The organism is Massilia sp. UMI-21 (assembly GCA_015277795.1).
GTDB lineage: Bacteria > Pseudomonadota > Gammaproteobacteria > Burkholderiales > Burkholderiaceae_D > Telluria.
The window spans coordinates 4,645,382-4,660,987 of sequence record CP063848.1; the positions used below are offsets into that span (position 1 = coordinate 4,645,382).

Annotated in this window: 12 protein-coding genes; 5 read left to right on the plus strand and 7 right to left on the minus strand. The window is 69.1% G+C overall.

What is annotated here, in order from left to right:
* Positions 1-17: 17 nt before the first annotated feature.
* Entirely contained in the window at positions 18-2,141 is a 2,124-nt protein-coding gene (locus IM543_20385; protein QOY93861.1) for a hypothetical protein, read from the plus strand.
* A gap of 125 nt (positions 2,142-2,266) precedes the next feature.
* Positions 2,267-3,958 carry a response regulator gene (locus IM543_20390; GenBank protein QOY93862.1) on the plus strand — a complete coding sequence of 564 codons (1,692 nt, stop codon included), beginning with the start codon at positions 2,267-2,269 and terminating at the stop codon, positions 3,956-3,958.
* A 30-nt stretch (positions 3,959-3,988) separates the two neighbouring features.
* Here the strand turns inward: IM543_20390 and IM543_20395 are convergent, their stop codons facing one another.
* The 4 genes from IM543_20395 to IM543_20410 form a co-directional block, all read right to left on the minus strand.
* Entirely contained in the window at positions 3,989-5,515 is a 1,527-nt protein-coding gene (locus IM543_20395) for a DEAD/DEAH box helicase (GenBank protein QOY93863.1), read from the minus strand.
* Between the two features lie 348 nt (positions 5,516-5,863).
* Complete coding sequence (locus IM543_20400) at positions 5,864-6,634, minus strand: hypothetical protein (GenBank protein ID QOY93864.1); 771 nt, start codon at positions 6,632-6,634, stop codon at positions 5,864-5,866.
* Positions 6,635-6,652: 18 nt separating this feature from the next.
* Entirely contained in the window at positions 6,653-7,273 is a 621-nt protein-coding gene (locus tag IM543_20405; GenBank protein ID QOY93865.1) for an LON peptidase substrate-binding domain-containing protein, read from the minus strand.
* Positions 7,274-7,370: 97 nt separating this feature from the next.
* Positions 7,371-7,805: a hypothetical protein gene (locus IM543_20410; protein QOY93866.1), complete on the minus strand. Its 435-nt coding sequence runs from the start codon at positions 7,803-7,805 to the stop codon at positions 7,371-7,373.
* 210 nt (positions 7,806-8,015) lie between these two features.
* Between IM543_20410 and IM543_20415 the strand changes: the two genes are divergently transcribed.
* A complete protein-coding gene (locus IM543_20415; GenBank protein QOY93867.1) occupies positions 8,016-10,295 on the plus strand; it encodes a CHASE domain-containing protein in 2,280 nt (759 codons plus the stop codon).
* A gap of 71 nt (positions 10,296-10,366) precedes the next feature.
* Positions 10,367-11,656, plus strand: coding sequence for a cytochrome P450 (locus IM543_20420; GenBank protein QOY93868.1), 1,290 nt, complete (start codon positions 10,367-10,369; stop codon positions 11,654-11,656).
* Between the two features lie 27 nt (positions 11,657-11,683).
* Here the strand turns inward: IM543_20420 and IM543_20425 are convergent, their stop codons facing one another.
* Together IM543_20425 and IM543_20430 are read right to left on the minus strand one after the other, a co-directional pair.
* On the minus strand, positions 11,684-12,172 hold the full coding sequence (locus IM543_20425) for a hypothetical protein (protein ID QOY93869.1): 489 nt from the start codon (positions 12,170-12,172) through the stop codon (positions 11,684-11,686).
* Between the two features lie 133 nt (positions 12,173-12,305).
* Positions 12,306-14,213: a diguanylate cyclase gene (locus IM543_20430; protein ID QOY93870.1), complete on the minus strand. Its 1,908-nt coding sequence runs from the start codon at positions 14,211-14,213 to the stop codon at positions 12,306-12,308.
* 262 nt (positions 14,214-14,475) lie between these two features.
* On the opposite strand from IM543_20430, the gene IM543_20435 reads away from it, so the two are divergent.
* Complete coding sequence (locus IM543_20435; protein QOY93871.1) at positions 14,476-14,865, plus strand: YbaN family protein; 390 nt, start codon at positions 14,476-14,478, stop codon at positions 14,863-14,865.
* A 202-nt stretch (positions 14,866-15,067) separates the two neighbouring features.
* On the opposite strand, the gene IM543_20440 is transcribed toward IM543_20435, so the two are convergent.
* Entirely contained in the window at positions 15,068-15,490 is a 423-nt protein-coding gene (locus IM543_20440; protein ID QOY93872.1) for a hypothetical protein, read from the minus strand.
* Between the last annotated feature and the right edge of the window lie 116 nt (positions 15,491-15,606).

Genomic DNA, 15,606 nt, shown 5'->3' on the forward strand with positions numbered 1-15,606 from the left:
CCCCGATGACGACACCGATGAACGCGCTCTCCTCCAAGTCGCAGCGCCTGGCCTGGCCGCTGCTCCTGACCCTCGCCCTGGCCGCCGTCGCCTGGCTCCTGTACCAGCGCAATGCCGGCCTGCAGCCCAGCGTCTTCGCCGACGAGTGGTACTACAGCAAGATGGCCCGACTGCAGCCGCTGGCGGACGCCATCGTACCGTCCTACCTCTACCTGTGGCTGTTTGGCGCGAGCAGCGCCTGCGGCGACGCTTTCCTCGACTGCGTCCGGATCGGCAACCTGGCCTTCTTCATCGGCGCCGCCCCCTTCGTCTACCTGATCGCGCGCCGCTTCAGCAGCGCGCCGGTGGCCTGCGCGGTGGCGGTGCTGGGCACGCTGGCGCCGCTGGGCTCCTTCACCGCCTATTTCATGCCCGAGGCCATGTATTACTTCGGCTTCTGCGTGCTGAGCTACGTGGCCCTGAAGGGCTGCGACTGGCATCCGGCGGCGCACGGCCTGGCCGGCGGCGCCACCCTGGGCTTGATGAGCCTGGTGAAGGTGCATGCGCTGTTCCTGCTGCCCTCGCTCGTCCTGTTCCTGGTGCTGGCCAGCCGCCAGCGCGGCGGCGCCTGGCTCCCGAGAGGACTCGGCATGGCGATCCTGGCGCTGCTCGCCGCCCTGGCGCTCAAGTTCGGCCTCGGCTGGTTACTGGCCGGACAGGCGGGCCTGAGCCTGTTCGGTCCCTTCTACGAATCGACCAGGATGGGCAGCGACAGGCTGGCGCTGCTGGTGGCGGCCTCGATCGGCGCGCGCGGCCACCTGATGACGCTGACCCTGATGTACGGGCTGCCGCTGGCCATCCTGGTCTACGAACTGTGCACGCGCGCGCTGCGCGGGCCGGGCCGCGACCCGGCCGTCGAGCGCCGCAAGCTGCTGCACCTGTACGTGCTCCTGATGCTGGGCGCGGCCGCCGGCATGACGATCCTGTACACCGCCGGCCTGCATGCGCCGGGCAGCCGCGAAGGCTTCCGCCTGCACCTGCGCTACTACAGCTTCGTGTTCCCGCTGCTGGCCGTGGTGGCGGCGGCCGCGATCAGGCCGCAGGCACGGCCGGAGCGCGATGCAGCGGCGTCCGAGCGGCCATGGCTGCGCTGGGTGCTGGCGCTGTCGCTGGGCGCGGTGCTGCTGGTGTCGATGTCACGCCTGCAGGGCTACACGACGAACATCGTGGACGGCCCCGACATCCATGGCATCGCGCTCCAGGGCAAATCGTTCCGGATCCTGGTGGCGCTCCAGCTGTTGCTGCTGCTGGCGTGGGCGGCGCGCCTGCGCGCGGCGCCGCTGCTGTTCGTGTGCCTCGCCCTGCCGGCGGCCCATGCGGCCAGCAACCAGGGGGTGCACCGCTACCTCGAGGCGCACCGTCCGCCGTCCCAGACCGACCTGGCGGCCCGCTTCGTCCACGGCGTCGTGCCGCCGGCCGAACGCAGCCAGGTGGTGGTCGCGGGGGTCGACCTGAGCCTGATGATGCGCGCACAGTTCCATATCGACCATCCCGACACGACGACGATGATGCTCGACTTCGGCCCGGTCGCCGAATACCAGTTGCCACTGAATAAGAAGTGGATGCTGCTGCTGGGCGAGTACCAGGTCCCCGCCCACATCGCTACCGTCCGCCGCACCCCCTACTATTCGGTGATCCGCCTGCCGGAGCCGGAACCGAAGCTGTATCACGTGACACTGTCGGCGCCGCCCGACCCGCAGGTCGTCGCCGGCATCGACGGCTTGTCCCATATCGAAACCTGGGGCCGCTGGTCGGACGCGAAGCAGGTCGTGATCCGCTTCGCACAGCCGCTGCCGCGCCGCGTCGGTGTGGTGCTGAGCGCACGCGCCTACGACGTCAACGCCACGCTGCCGTTCAAGATCCGTCTCGGCGGCCAGACCCGCGAACTGCGGATCGGCTGGCACCTGCAGGAGGTCGGCCTGCATTTCGACGTCGAGGACGACGCGCGTACGCTGGTGATCGAGGTGCCGCAGCCGGTGTCGCCGGCCGAGCGCGGCCATCCGGAAGACACCCGCAAGCTCGGCATCGGCATCGGCGAGATCACGATCACCGACGCCACCGGCACGGCCCAGGCCGCCCGTCCGGTCCAGGCCGCCCGTTGATCGAGCGCAAACCTGCCGCCCCCAAAGGGGCGCTGTGTGAACTCACGTACGGATTGGCGGCCCCTGCCCGGATAGAGTGAATCCGACACCGGCCGCCCTGACGGCCGGTCGGGCTCGGGGTACACATGGCAACTGGAACAGACAAGGAACAACACCTCAACCAGGCACTGGACGTCCAGGGTGGCGGACAGAGCGTGGGCGTGCAGGCCGGCGGCGAGGTCGAAGGCAATGCCGTCTCGCCCACCGGCACGCCGGGGGTCAACCACTGGCAGGCCAGCTACATCGGCCGGCGCGGCCTGGACGACCGCGGCAATATCTTCTTCGCCGCCGTCGAGATGACGCGCATGCCCATGGTCGTCACCGACCCCAACCAGGACGACAATCCGATCGTGTTCGCCAACGGCGCCTTCTACGACCTCACCGGCTATCGCGAGAAGGACGTCCTCGGCCGCAACTGCCGCTTCCTGCAAGGGCCGGATACCGACCGCAGCACCGCCGCCGAGGTAAGGCATGCCTTGCGCGAGCAGCGCGCGGTCTCGGTCGACATCCTCAACTACAAGGCCGATGGCGAACCGTTCTGGAACGCCCTGTTCATCGGCCCGATCTTCGACCAGGAAGGCAAGCTGCTGTACTACTTCGCCTCGCAGATGGACATCACCGAGCGCCGCAGCATGCTCGAATCGAACCTGCAGGCGCAGAAGATGGAAGCGATCGGCCAGCTGTCGGCCGGCATGGCCCACGATTTCAACAACCTGCTGCAGGTGATCAATGGCAACCTGGAGCTGGCCCTGCTGGTGGCCGGCAAGACCCCGGCGGCGGCCGAGCCGATCCGCCGCGCCCAGCGTGCGACCATGCAGGCCGGCAAGCTCACCCAGCAGCTGCTGAGCTTTGCGCGCAAGCAGCGGCTCGAGCACAAGCGGGTCAGCCTGAACACCCTGGTGGTCGAGTTTTCCGACATGCTGGTGCGCGCGCTCGGCGACAGGGTCGAACTGCGCCTCGACCTGCGGCCCGGCCTGCCCTCGTGCTCGATCGATCCCACCTACCTCGAAATGGCGCTGCTCAATGTCGTCATCAATGCGCGCGACGCCCTGCCCCAGGGCGGCACGGTGACGGTCGGCACGGCGGTGGTCGACGAGCAGCGGCGCCTGGCCAACCGCTTGCCGCCGGGCGAGTACGTGGCCATCTGCGTCAATGACCAAGGCGAAGGCATGCCGCCCGACGTGCTCAAGCGCGCCACCGAGCCCTTCTTCACCACCAAGGGCCTGGGGACCGGCCTGGGCCTGGCGATGGTGCACGGTTTCGTGCAGCAGTCGCACGGCCGTCTCGACATCGACAGCGAGCCGGGGCGTGGCACGCAGGTGCGCATGATCTTCCCGGTGGCGCAGCAGTCGCGCCACGAGAAAGGCGGCGTCGACGCCGGCGCGGCGGCGCACGCGGCCGGACGCAAGTGCCGCATCCTGGTGGTGGAAGACAACGAGGACGTACGCGAACTGGCCGAGGCCATGCTGGAGGCGGCCGACTACGAAGTGCTGTCGGCGCCGAGCGGCGAACGCGCGCTCGAGCTGCTGGAACGGGAACAGGTGGATCTGCTGTTCACCGACGTGATCATGCCGGGCGGAATGAACGGACTGCAGCTGGTCGAGCAGGTGCATGCCAGCAAGCCGGGCATGCCGGTGCTGGTGACCACCGGCTACATGGACGAACTGCCGGCGCGCGGGGCGCGCGACAAATCACTGGAGGTGCTGGCCAAGCCTTACCAGCATCAGGATCTGCTGGACCGGGTGCATGCGGCGCTGCATGCGCGCCGGGCGGCCTGAAAGCACCGCGCCCCGGCCTACCCTGCCAAATTAGTTGGAACGCGGCCCGCCGCCCAGCAGGAAGGCCAGCTTCTGCTTGCCCGGCTTGGCCGGCGCCGGGGCCGGCGTGACGACTTCCTTGCGGGCCGCGCTCGACGGCTCGTAGGGCTTGAGGAACCACGGATCGACCTTCTCGCGGCGCGGCGTCGGGCTGTAGCCGCTGCTGCGCGGCGGACGCTCGCCGCGCTCGCCGCGCGCACCGCCTTCGTCGCGGCGGCCGCGGCGTTCGCTGTCGCGGGAAAATTCGCTGCGGCCGCCGCCTTCGCGCGCACGGATGGACGGCGCCACGAAGCCCGGCAGCTCGCCGCGCGGGACGGTCTGCTTGATCAGCTTTTCGATGTCGAGCAGCAGGCGCTCGTCCTTGTCCGAGAACACCGACAGCGCGTCGCCCGAGGCGCCGGCGCGGCCGGTGCGGCCGATGCGGTGCACGTAGTCTTCGGCGTTGTACGGCAGGTCGTAGTTGATCACGCAGGGCAGGTCCGAGATGTCGAGGCCGCGCGCGGCCACGTCGGTCGCCACCAGCACCTCGATCGATCCCTGCTTGAAGGCGTCGAGGGCGGCCATGCGCTCCTGCTGGGTCTTGTCGCCGTGGATCGCCGAGGCCTTGATGCCCTTCTTCTCGAGATGGGTCGACAGGCGCGAGGCGCCGATCTTGGTGTTCGAGAACACGATCACCTGCTTCAGCTGGCGCTCGCGGATGATGTGCTCGACCACGTCGCGCTTGAGCTCCTCGTCGACCTTGTAGACGATCTGGGTGACCCGCTCGGCCGTGGCATTGCTGCGCGCGACTTCGATCAGCACCGGCTTGTCGAGGAAGCTGTTCGCCAGCTTCTTGATCTCCGGCGAGAAGGTGGCCGAGAACATCAGGTTCTGGCGCTTCTTGGGAAGCAGGTTGATGATGCGCTGCAGGTCGGGCAGGAAGCCCATGTCGAGCATGCGGTCGGCCTCGTCCATGACCAGCATCTGCACCTGCGACAGGCTGATGTTCTTCTGCTCGACGTGGTCGAGCAGGCGGCCCGGAGTGGCGATGACGATCTCGACGCCGCCCTTCAGGATGGTGGTCTGGCCCTTCATGTCCATGCCGCCGAACACGACGGTGGAGCGCAGCGGCGTGTGCTTGGCGTAGGCCTTGACGTTGTCGGCCACCTGCACCGCCAGTTCGCGGGTCGGGGTCAGCACCAGGGCGCGTACCGGGTGGCGCGCCGGCGACATGCTGCTGCTGGCATGCGCCATCAGGAGCTGGATGATCGGCAGCGAGAAACCGGCGGTCTTGCCGGTACCGGTCTGGGCGGCGCCCATGACGTCGCGCCCCTGCAGCACGAGCGGGATCGCCTTGGCCTGGATCGGGGTCGGGTGCTCGTAGCCCTGGTCGTTCAGCGCGCGCAGGATTTCCGGCGCCAGGCCGAGGTCGGTGAAGCGCACGGTCGGCGCTTCGTCCGCCTTGACCTGCTCGACCGGTGCGGCCAGGGTGATGTCGTCGGAATCGGCGCTCACGGGAGTATTCTGGATATCAGACATATTCTTGTTGGACAGTATTTCGTTAGCTCTACGGCTGCGCCTGCGGGCATGACTCGGCCTGCGCGGGTAGCTTCCAGATGGGACGGCGGGCCGGAGACCGGACCGCGTGGTCGCGAAGTCGTCGCACCAAAAAGGGGCGCGACGGGGCGGACGTAGAGGCACTTTAGCGGGCTACACGATACCTCAAATCCACCCCCCTGTATATAAGGTCTTGTTTTTGTAGGGTGGTCGGCTTCGCCGACCGCGCGTTCAACGGACATGGGCAAACCACGACGCGTCCACGCAAACGTGACCTGAACGCGCGGTTGGGCAAGCCGACCACCCTACGTGTAAGCAGGCAACGGGTGTTCACGGCGTCCAGCCGCGCTGCTGGGCCGCGCGTTCGGCCGCCGGATCGAGGGCGGTGCCGACCATGCGGGCGTCGATGGCGGCCTGCACCGCCGGCGGCAGGGTCGTGCCGTCGACCCAGGCAATGCCCGCCGGCGGCTGGGCCAGCACCGGAACGGTCCAGCGTCCGCCGCCGCGGCAGGCCAGGCCGGCCGTGGTGTCGACCACGAAGCTGCGGCAATAGCTGCCGTCCTTCGAGACGAAGGTGACGCCGATGCGCACCCCGGTCTCGGAGGGGCCGGGGCTGGCCAGCTGGCCGCCCAGGGCCTCGACCAGGCGCCCGCGCGCCACCAGGGCGCCGTCGCTGGCTTCGAGCATCACCAGGCCCTGCTCGGGCCGCAACTGCTGCCAGCCGAGCACGCCGGCGGCGGCCCCCACCACCAGCGCGGCGGCGAGCGCCAGCCAGTGGCGCGGCGTCCATGCGACACCGGCCGGCCGGGGCGGCGGCGTCAAGGGAGCGCCGCGGCCCGGGCGGACGGCGTCGAGGTGGACGATCTTGGCGCCGCCCGACGGCACCGAACGTTGCTGGTGACCGCCATCATGGCCATTGGACACGCTGAAGATGTGCGAGCGGCCGGCGCCGCGGCCGAAGCCGCTGCTCTCGCGACGATGCTGGGCGATGCGCGCGGCCAGCACCGGGTCGGCCTGCATGGCGCGCTCGACCGCCGCGCGCGCCGGCTCGGCCAGCTCACCTTTGATGTACGCGATCAGGAGGTCGTCCGAGAATGTCATGCCAGCACGCCTGTGGGACTAGGAAGTGATCAAGCCGTGTTCGTCCAGGACGTCGTGCAGCAGTTCGAGCCGGATCACGGGATTGTCGAGCATGAGCATGTGGTGCTTCTGCTGGTTGGGCAGCGGCAGCAGTTCGCACCACCGGTTCGCCACCCAGCCGCAGTCGTCGAGGCGGAACGGCGGCTGCACCGGCCAGCGGTGGCGCGGCACGTCGTGCAGCGAGGACAGCACGCGGTCGAGCGCATCGGAAGCGCCCTGCAGTTCGGACGGCACGCGCACGTCGTGGTCGTCCTCGACCAGTTCGGCCTCGGCCATCCACAGCCCGTTCAGGCGCTGCTCGGCGGTGAGCACCGTGAAGCGCGAACCGCCGCGGCACAGCACCTGCAGCACGCCGGGCGAGGTGGTGGTGAGTTCGGTTACGGAGGCGACGGTGCCGGCGGCGGCGAAGCGCTCCGGTTCGGCGTCATCCTGCCGGACTTCGTGCCCCTGCGTCAGCAGCACCACCCCGAACGGCGCGTCGTCCGTGAGGCAGCGGCTGACCATGTCGAGGTAGCGGGCCTCGAACACCTGCAGCGGCAGCACTCCGTCCGGGAACAGCACCGTACTGAGCGGGAACAAGGGCATCGAAATCGTGGACATGATCCCATCATGACAGAATCGCCGCCGAAACGGGAGCACGATTGGGAGACCGGCCGGCGCCATTCGCGGGGTGGCCGGCACGGCCCCCCGGACCATCCTACGGGCCCTGCAGCGGCATGGTGCGCAGCGCATGCCCGACGTTGGCCAGGCGCCAGCGCAGCCGCTCGATGCCCGGGTCGGGCATCGGCACCACCCGCACCCGCAGCACCCCGCCGGGCAGCGCCGGACACGGGATCTCGCGCTCGCCCGCCACTTCCACCGGCAGCCGGAATTCGCCGCCCGGCGCCAGTTGCACCGGGCCGAAGACCAGCGGCTTGCCGCCGGCATTGCGCAGCAGCAGCACGTCCTGCACACCCAGGGTCAGGCGCACCGCCGCGGGCGATTGCGGGCCGCCCACTTCCAGCAAGCGTTCGTGGCTGGCGCCACGCAGCGGCGCCAGCATGCCCCACAGCAGGGCGAGCAGCAGCGCGCCCGCCAGGACCGCCAGCGGCCAGTGCACCCGCAGCAGCTGCGGCAAGTGTGGCGGCTTCATGCGGGACAGGGCGCGCCAGGGCGATGCGGGAAGGATGAAGTCGGGCCGAAAAGAAGGATACAATGTTGCATTGAGTTAATTTTAAGCGATAATGCTGTTGCCGCACGCGCATGGTGGCGTGCGCCCCAGCACAGCAAGGATGCGTATCCTACCGTCTTCCGCGCGTTTTCGATCAACCTGCCCCACGGCGCCCTCCGCGCGTACGACACCATGCCGCAGTCCCAAGCACCCGCCCCGTCCAGCCGCATCCCCCTGCCCGGTTCCGGACAGATGCCGCTTCTGTTGGCGATGCTGGTGTTCCTGGTGACCTCGCTGGTCACCTTCAGTGCCTGGAGCAGCGCCAAGCGCAGCGCCGAGACCCAGTTGCTCGAGACCTTCGACTACCGCACCCGCGACATGGTCTACGGCATCAGCCGCCGCATGGCGGTGTACGAACAGGTGCTGCGCGGCGCACGCGGCTACCTGCGCGGTTCGGTCGAGCTCAGCCGGAACGACTGGAAGGAGTATTACCACCTGCTGCGCCTGGACCAGGCATTCCCGGGCATGCAGGCCCTCGGCATCGCCACCATCGTCACGCCCGCGCGCCTCGCCGGGCACGAAGCCGCCATGCGGCGCCAGGGGCATCCCGACTACCGGATCCACCCGGCGGGACCGCGCGAACTCCATACCTCGATCACCCACATCGAACCCTTCGGCGGGCGCAACCTGCGCGCCGTCGGCTACGACATGTTCAGCGAACCGGTGCGCCGCGCCGCGATGGAGCGCGCACGCGACAGCGGCCTGGCGGCCCTGAGCGGCAAGGTGGTGCTGGTGCAGGAAGGCACGGCGCACGAGGGCCCGACCAGCCAGCAGGCCGGCGTCCTGATGTACCTGCCGGTCTACCGCGACGGCCAGCTGACCGGCACCGTCGAACAGCGCCGCCAGGCCATCGTCGGCTGGGTGTACGCGCCCTTCCGCATGAACGACCTGATGCAGGGCCTGGGCGGCGCCCACTCGACCGACCTCGACATCGAGATCCACGATGGCGACCCGGCCGGCGAAGCCAGCCTGCTGTACCGCTCGCGAAACACCGCCAATTCCACGCCGCGGCTGCGCGCCAGCGCCCAGATCGTTCCCGGCGGGCGCACCTGGACCATCATCATGCGCTCCAGCGACGCCCTCGAACGCAGCCTGGACGCCACGCGCCCGCGCCTGGTGGCGATCACCGGCATCGGCCTGAGCTTCCTGATCAGCCTGGTGGTGTGGCTGCTGGCCAGCGAACGGCGCCGCGCGCTCCAGCTGGCGCATGGGATGACGCTGGAACTGCGCCAGTCGCACGACCAGGTCGCCAGCGAGCAAAAGCGCATCCAGGTCATCCTCGAGAATGCCCCCGACGCCTTCGTCGCGGTCGATGCCGAGGGCCGCATCACCGACTGGAATGCCCAGGCCTGCCGGCTGTTCGGCTGGAGCACCGCCCAGGCCATCGGCCGCGACGTGCGCGAGCTGCTGCCCGAAGACCGGCGCGCCGCCTTCGGCGCCGGTTTCGGCGCATTCGCCCACGGCGGCAACTGCCCGATGCTGGGCGCGCCGACCGAACTGACGGTGCTCGACCACCACGGACGCCGCATCCCGGCCGAGGTGACGGTGGCGCCGCTGAGCATCGGCGAAGGCTTCGGCGCCACGGCATTCGTGCGCGACATCTCGCAGCGCAAGGAAACCGAAGCGCGCGAGCAGCAGCGCCAGCAGGGCCTGGACCAGGCGCGCGAGGCGCTGGCGCGGGCCCAGAAACTGGAGGCGGTGGGCAAGCTCACCGGCGGCGTGGCGCACGACTTCAACAACATCCTGCACATCATCAGCGCCAACGTGCAGCTGATGCTGCGCGCCGACGCCGGCCAACGCAAGCGCCTGCTCAGCATCCTCGACGCGGTCGATCGCGGGGCCAAGCTGGCCGGCCAGCTGCTGGCCTTCGCGCGGCGCCAGCCCCTGCACCCGCTCGAGGTCCGCGTCGACCAGTTGCTCGAGCGCATGGACAGCCTGGTGCTGCGCGCCGCCGGCGACGGAATGACGCTGGACAAGCGCATACCGCCCGACCTGTGGCCCACGCTGGCAGACCCGAACCAGCTCGAAAACGTGCTGCTCAACCTGGTGATCAACGCGCGCGACGCGATGGACGGCAACGGCCGCATCGTGCTGGCCCTCGACAACGTCCATGTTGGCGAGGATGCGGTGCTGGCGCCGGGCGACTATGTCACGGTGGCGGTGACCGACACCGGCCACGGCATGCCGCCGGACGTGATGGAGCGTGCCTTCGAGCCCTTCTTCACCACCAAGCCCGAGGGCAAGGGCACCGGCCTGGGCCTGTCGATGGCGCACGGCTTCGCGCGCCAGAGCGGCGGCGACATCCGCCTGGCGAGCGAACCCGGCAAGGGGACCACGGTGACGATCTATTTGCCGCGGCACATGGCAACGGCGCAGCTGGCCAGCATCAACGGGGCGATCACGCCACAGTAGCGGGGGCCGTACATCGTGCGCTGCGATCTGCATGCTACATTGGGCTGCCTGAACCTCTCCAGGAGCCCCGAGTGTCTGTTTCCCATCACCAGTCCCTCCGCGTTCCCGTCGACCAGGGCGTGCCGCGTACCCAGGCCCTCGACAGCACGCTGGCCTTCCTGCGCGAAGGCTATCCCTTCATCCAGCGCCGCTGCGCCGAACTGAACACCGACATCTTCGCCACCCGCCTGATGGGGCGGCGCGCGGTATGCGTGAGCGGCCCCGAGGCCGCGCGCATGTTCTGGCAGCCGGGCCGCTTCACGCGCCGCGGCGCCATCCCGCCGACCACCCTGATGCTGCTGCAGGACTTCGGCAGCGCCCGGACGCTGGACGGCGAAGACCACCGCCAGCGCAAGGCCATGATGATGTCGCTGCAGACACCGGACGACCGCGCCAGCATGGTGGCGATCGCGGCCGAGGAATGGCGCGCCCGCTTCGCGCGCTGGCCCGGGCAGCGGCAGGTGCGCCTGTTCGATGAAGCGGAAAGCGTGCTGTGCGCGGCGGCCTGCCGCTGGGCCGGAATCCCGCTCGAGCGCGTCGACGTCCCGCGCCTGACCGCCGAGTTCTCCGCCATGATCGACGGCGCCGGCACCGTGTTCCGGCGCACCCTGCAAGGCCTGCTGCTGCGCCGCCGCACCGAACGCTGGGCCAGGGAACTGGTCGAGGCGGTGCGCGCCGGCCGGCTGGCGCCGGCGCCGGGCAGCGCGCTGGCCGTGATCGCGCGCCACCGCGACCGGGACGAGCGGCCGCTGCCCGTCGACGTCGCCGCCAACGAATTGATCAACGTGCTGCGCCCGGTGGTGGCGGTGGCGCGCTTCATCGTGTTCGGCGCCCAGGCGATGCACGAGTTTCCCGAATGGCGCCCGCGCCTGGCCACCGGCGACGATGCGGCCTTGAACTGCTTCACGCAAGAGGTGCGGCGTTTCTATCCCTTCTTTCCCTCGGTGGGCGGGCGCGTGCTGGCCGCCTTCGACTGGCGCGGCCTGCAGTTCGACGAAGGCACCTGGGTGCTGTTCGACATGCACGGCACCAACCACGACGCGCGCATCTGGCCGGAACCGCAGCGCTTCCGTCCCGAGCGCTTCACCGGATGGCAGAGCGACGGCTTCGACCTGGTGGCGCAAGGAGCCGGCGACTACCTCACGGGGCATCGCTGCCCCGGCGAGGCGGTGACGGTGGACCTGGTGAAGTCGGCGCTGCACCTGCTCGCCTCGGAAGTCGTGTACGCGGTGCCGCGCCAGGACCTGGCCGTCAGCCTGTCGCGCATGCCGGCCATGCCGGCCAGCGGCTTCCAGATCGAAGTGGCGGCGCCGGTGCGCTGAGCGTACGGCGGCCGCGATGGCCGCGCGCTAGCTGCCGATGGTCGAGAGGGGCTCCTTGCGCAGGCCTGGTCGCACCGAACGTTCCAGCGTCTGGTGTGGCGGCAGGCGCAGCAGACGCTCCTTGCCGTCCACACTGGGTTCCAGCTTCCAGTCGCACATGCTGCGCGCAAGGCAGGCCATGAGCATCGCGTCGTTGATTTCCTTGCTTGCCAATACCGACACCTGGGTCACCTTGCCTGCAGGAGAAACCCGCGCGCCAAACTGGATGCTGGCGGGACGCGGCAGCCCGCCCTCCCGTTCGACGAATTTCTTGAAACACTTGCCGTTTGCGCGATTGTCCCTGTTCAGCAGGCGTACCACTTGCGCAGCTGTGCCGGGCTCGGCATCGAATGCCTGCACTTTACCCGGCACGAAATCCCCGGTCGGATCCTTCTGCACATAGCAGGCCGCGGCTTCATCGGCAAAGGCGTTACCGGCGCACAGGGCGGCAGCGGCAAGGGCAAGGGCGTAGCGCATGGGATGTCGTCCGCAAGAATGGTGGGAATACCATCCTAGCAGCCTTGGTTTCGATATGGAACGTTGTGGACACCGATCATGCACGCAGCATGCATCCGGCCCGGCGCCGGGCCGGGCCGAGGGCGGGGCGCTCCTAGTCGACCATTGTCCGGTGGCTGCCCGCGACCCGGTTGCGGCCATGCGACTTGGCGTCGTACATCGCCAGGTCGGCGCTGCGCAGCAGCGCGTCGGCATCCATGCCGTCGTCCGGGAACAGCGCGACGCCCAGGCTGCCCGAGATGTGCAGCACCAGGCCGTCCTGCTGGTCCTCGAAGGGCTGGTTCAGCTGGACCAGGATGTTCTCGGCCACCTTGGCCGCCGCCTCCAGGCTGTCGCAGCGCGGCAGCACCACCACGAATTCGTCGCCGCCGATGCGCGCCAGCGTGTCGGCTTCGCGCAGGCCCGCGCGCAGGCGCCGCGCCACCATCTGCAGCAGGCGGTCGCCCACCGCATGGCCGTAGGTGTCGTTCACCGGCTTGAACTTGTCGAGGTCAAAATAGATCACCGCCACCTTGTGGCCGTCGCGGCTGGCCGTGCGGATCGCCTGGCGCAGGCGGTCGCCCAGCAGCAGGCGGTTGGGCAGCCCCGTCAGGGGGTCCTCGTGCGCCATGCGGTGCATGCGCGCTTCCTCGTGCTTGCGGGCGTCGATGTTGGAGAAGGTGCCGACCATGCGCATCGGCATGCCCAGCTCGTCGCGCTCGCTGATGGTGCCGCGCGCATCGATCCAGCTCCAGTCGCCGTTGCGCAGCCGCACCCGGAACTCGGCGGCGAAATCCGGGATGCGTCCGGCCAGGTGGCTGCGCAGCTCGGCGCGCAGCTGCGGCAGGTCGTCGGGATGGACCATGGCGTCGAGCGCGCTGCCGTACCACGAGATCATGGAACGTTCGGTATCGAGGATCATCTGGGCGCGCGTCGACAGCGTGGCCAGGCCGGTGACGACGTCGCAGTCCCAGACGCCGTCGCCGGTGGCGGTGAGCGCCAGCTTCCAGCGCGCCTCGGCGGCGGCCAGGGCTTTCAGGGCGCGCCGGCGGCGATCGGCGGCGCCCAGCGCGGCCCAGCCCAGCAGCGCCAGCAGGACCGACACGGCGGCGGCGGCCCAGGTGAGCACCGCGCGCTGCCGGGCGTAGCGCGCCTCGACGTCGGCCACGGCTTCGCCGACCGTCACCACCATGCCGTATTCGGGAATCTTGTGCCAGGCATAGAAGCGCTCCACGCCATCGAGCTGGCCGGCACGGCGGAAATTCCCCGTCACCGGACTGTGCTCCGCGAACGGATTATGCTTGAGGACCAGGCCCATGCCATGGTGCTTGCTGCCGCGCGTGCTGCGGGCGATGACGGCGCCGTCCTGGCGCACCAGCGACACCGCGGCCCGGGGACCGAGGTCGATGTCCTCGTAGAAGCGCACGAAGTAATCGGGCGAGACGGTGGCGACGATCACCCCTTCCAGGCGCCCGCCGGCATCGCGGATCGAGCGGCTGAACTGCACCGTCCAGGCATCGGTGAGCGGGCAGATCACCGGGCGGCTGACGTAGATGCGGTCGTCGCTGATGCCGAGGTGGGCCTGGTAGCCGGCGGCCGCGCTCAGGTCCAGCCCCTCGTGCGCGGGCCCGGCATTGGTGTAGGCCACCCTGCCCTGCGCGTCGAGCACCGTGACCTGGATCGGCACCCGGTAGCGCAGGTGGCGCGCATGTTCGGCAACCAGCCCGGTGAAGCCGGCGCGGTCGCGCTGCCAGGTGGCGCGCAGCTGGACCAGCGACAGGTCGACGATGCCGACCGTGGCGCGCACCTCCTCGGTGAAGACGCGCGCGTAGTTGTGCAGGTCGCGGCTGCTGCCGGCCTTGGCGAGGGTGGCGAAACGGGTCTGCTCGACGGCGGCCAGGCCCCAGACGATCGGCAGCATGAAGGCGAGGTAGAGCGCCAGGTCGCGCAGCACCCGCGGGCGGACGAAGCCGAGCAGGCGGTCGCGCGAGGAAAGCTTGGAAGGAGAGGAAGACGAAGACATGGGCGGGCGCGCGGCATCCGGAAAATGCGAAGCAGGCGAAGCCGGGCGTCATGCTTGCGCCCGCAGGATGATGGATCGCGCCCTTCGTGAACGCATGCATTATACATACCGTTTCCACCAGGAACTTATCGTTGCAATTAATTTGATGGATTTGATGCCATGCCGCAACAGTGAAAGGAAATTTCAGTATTCTTCAATTTTTGAAATATTGTTTCACCGTCGACCACGCATGGCCTCGCATTCCGCATGCTAGAGTGACATCATGAAACTGTTCTATAACGTGGCGGGCGCGCTGGCAGTCTTGCTGGGCATCCTCGGCCTGTTCCTGCCCTTGCTGCCGACCACGCCCTTCCTGCTGCTGGCCTCGTGGTGCTTCGCGCGCGGCTCGGACCGCCTGCACCGCTGGCTGCTGTCGCACCGCGTGTTCGGCGAGTACCTGCGCAATTTCGAAGCCGGCCGCGGCATCCCGCTGAAGGCCAAGATCGTGGCCACGCTGATGTTGTGGACCTCGCTGCTGGTGGCGATGTCGCGCCTGGTCGAGACCCGCGGCCCGGTCCTGCCCGTCGTGCTGGCGCTGGTCGGGGCCGGCGTCAGCCTCTACCTGTGGCGCTTCCTGCCGACGCTGCGCCTCGACCGTCCGACGAAAAACTGAGCCTGCCGGCAGACGGTCGCGAGCTGGGCAAGGTGACGCTGCGCGGCATCGACGATGCGGTCGGCGCCCCGCCTTTCTTCGCCATGGGCAAGCGCAGCGAACAGACCGACCGCCTGGTCGAGCAGGTAGTCAACGCCTCGCTGATCTTCGGCTGATCTTGGGCTGATCTTCGGCCGATCGTCGGCCGACCTTCGCCGGAACCTCAGGAACAGCTGCGCCGCAGGCGCCCCTTGCTGTCGGCCGGATAGCTCAGCAGGATGGTGTCGGCGCGCTGGTCGGGCATCCAGCTCATCTGCACGTCGCCTGCGCGCGACGCGAACAGGTGGGGACCGACCTCGCGCAACTGGACCCGGCGCCAATGGTCGAACTCGGCATAGAGCTGCTGGTCGAGGTCGATCAGGTCGATCCAGCGGCCATTGGACAGCCGGTAGCTGCCCTGGACCTCGTCGACCAGCTGGGTGCCGGTGGAGATGACCTCGCCGGACAAGCCCGGCGCCGCGCTGCGCTGCGCGGTGACGGTGACCGTGTCTTGCCCGGCACACCCGGCAGCGGATGCGAGCGGTGCGGCCAGCAAACAGGCCGCCGCGACAAGCGAATAGTAACGACGCATGAAATAGTGACGCATGCTCCCCCCATGAATGCGCGGATGGCAGCCGCTCCAAGGCGGCCGTGTAGCGAGTCAGACCACGGAAGTCACGGGGAGTGCATGCATGCTTCGCTCTACGCAGCACACATTGTGCA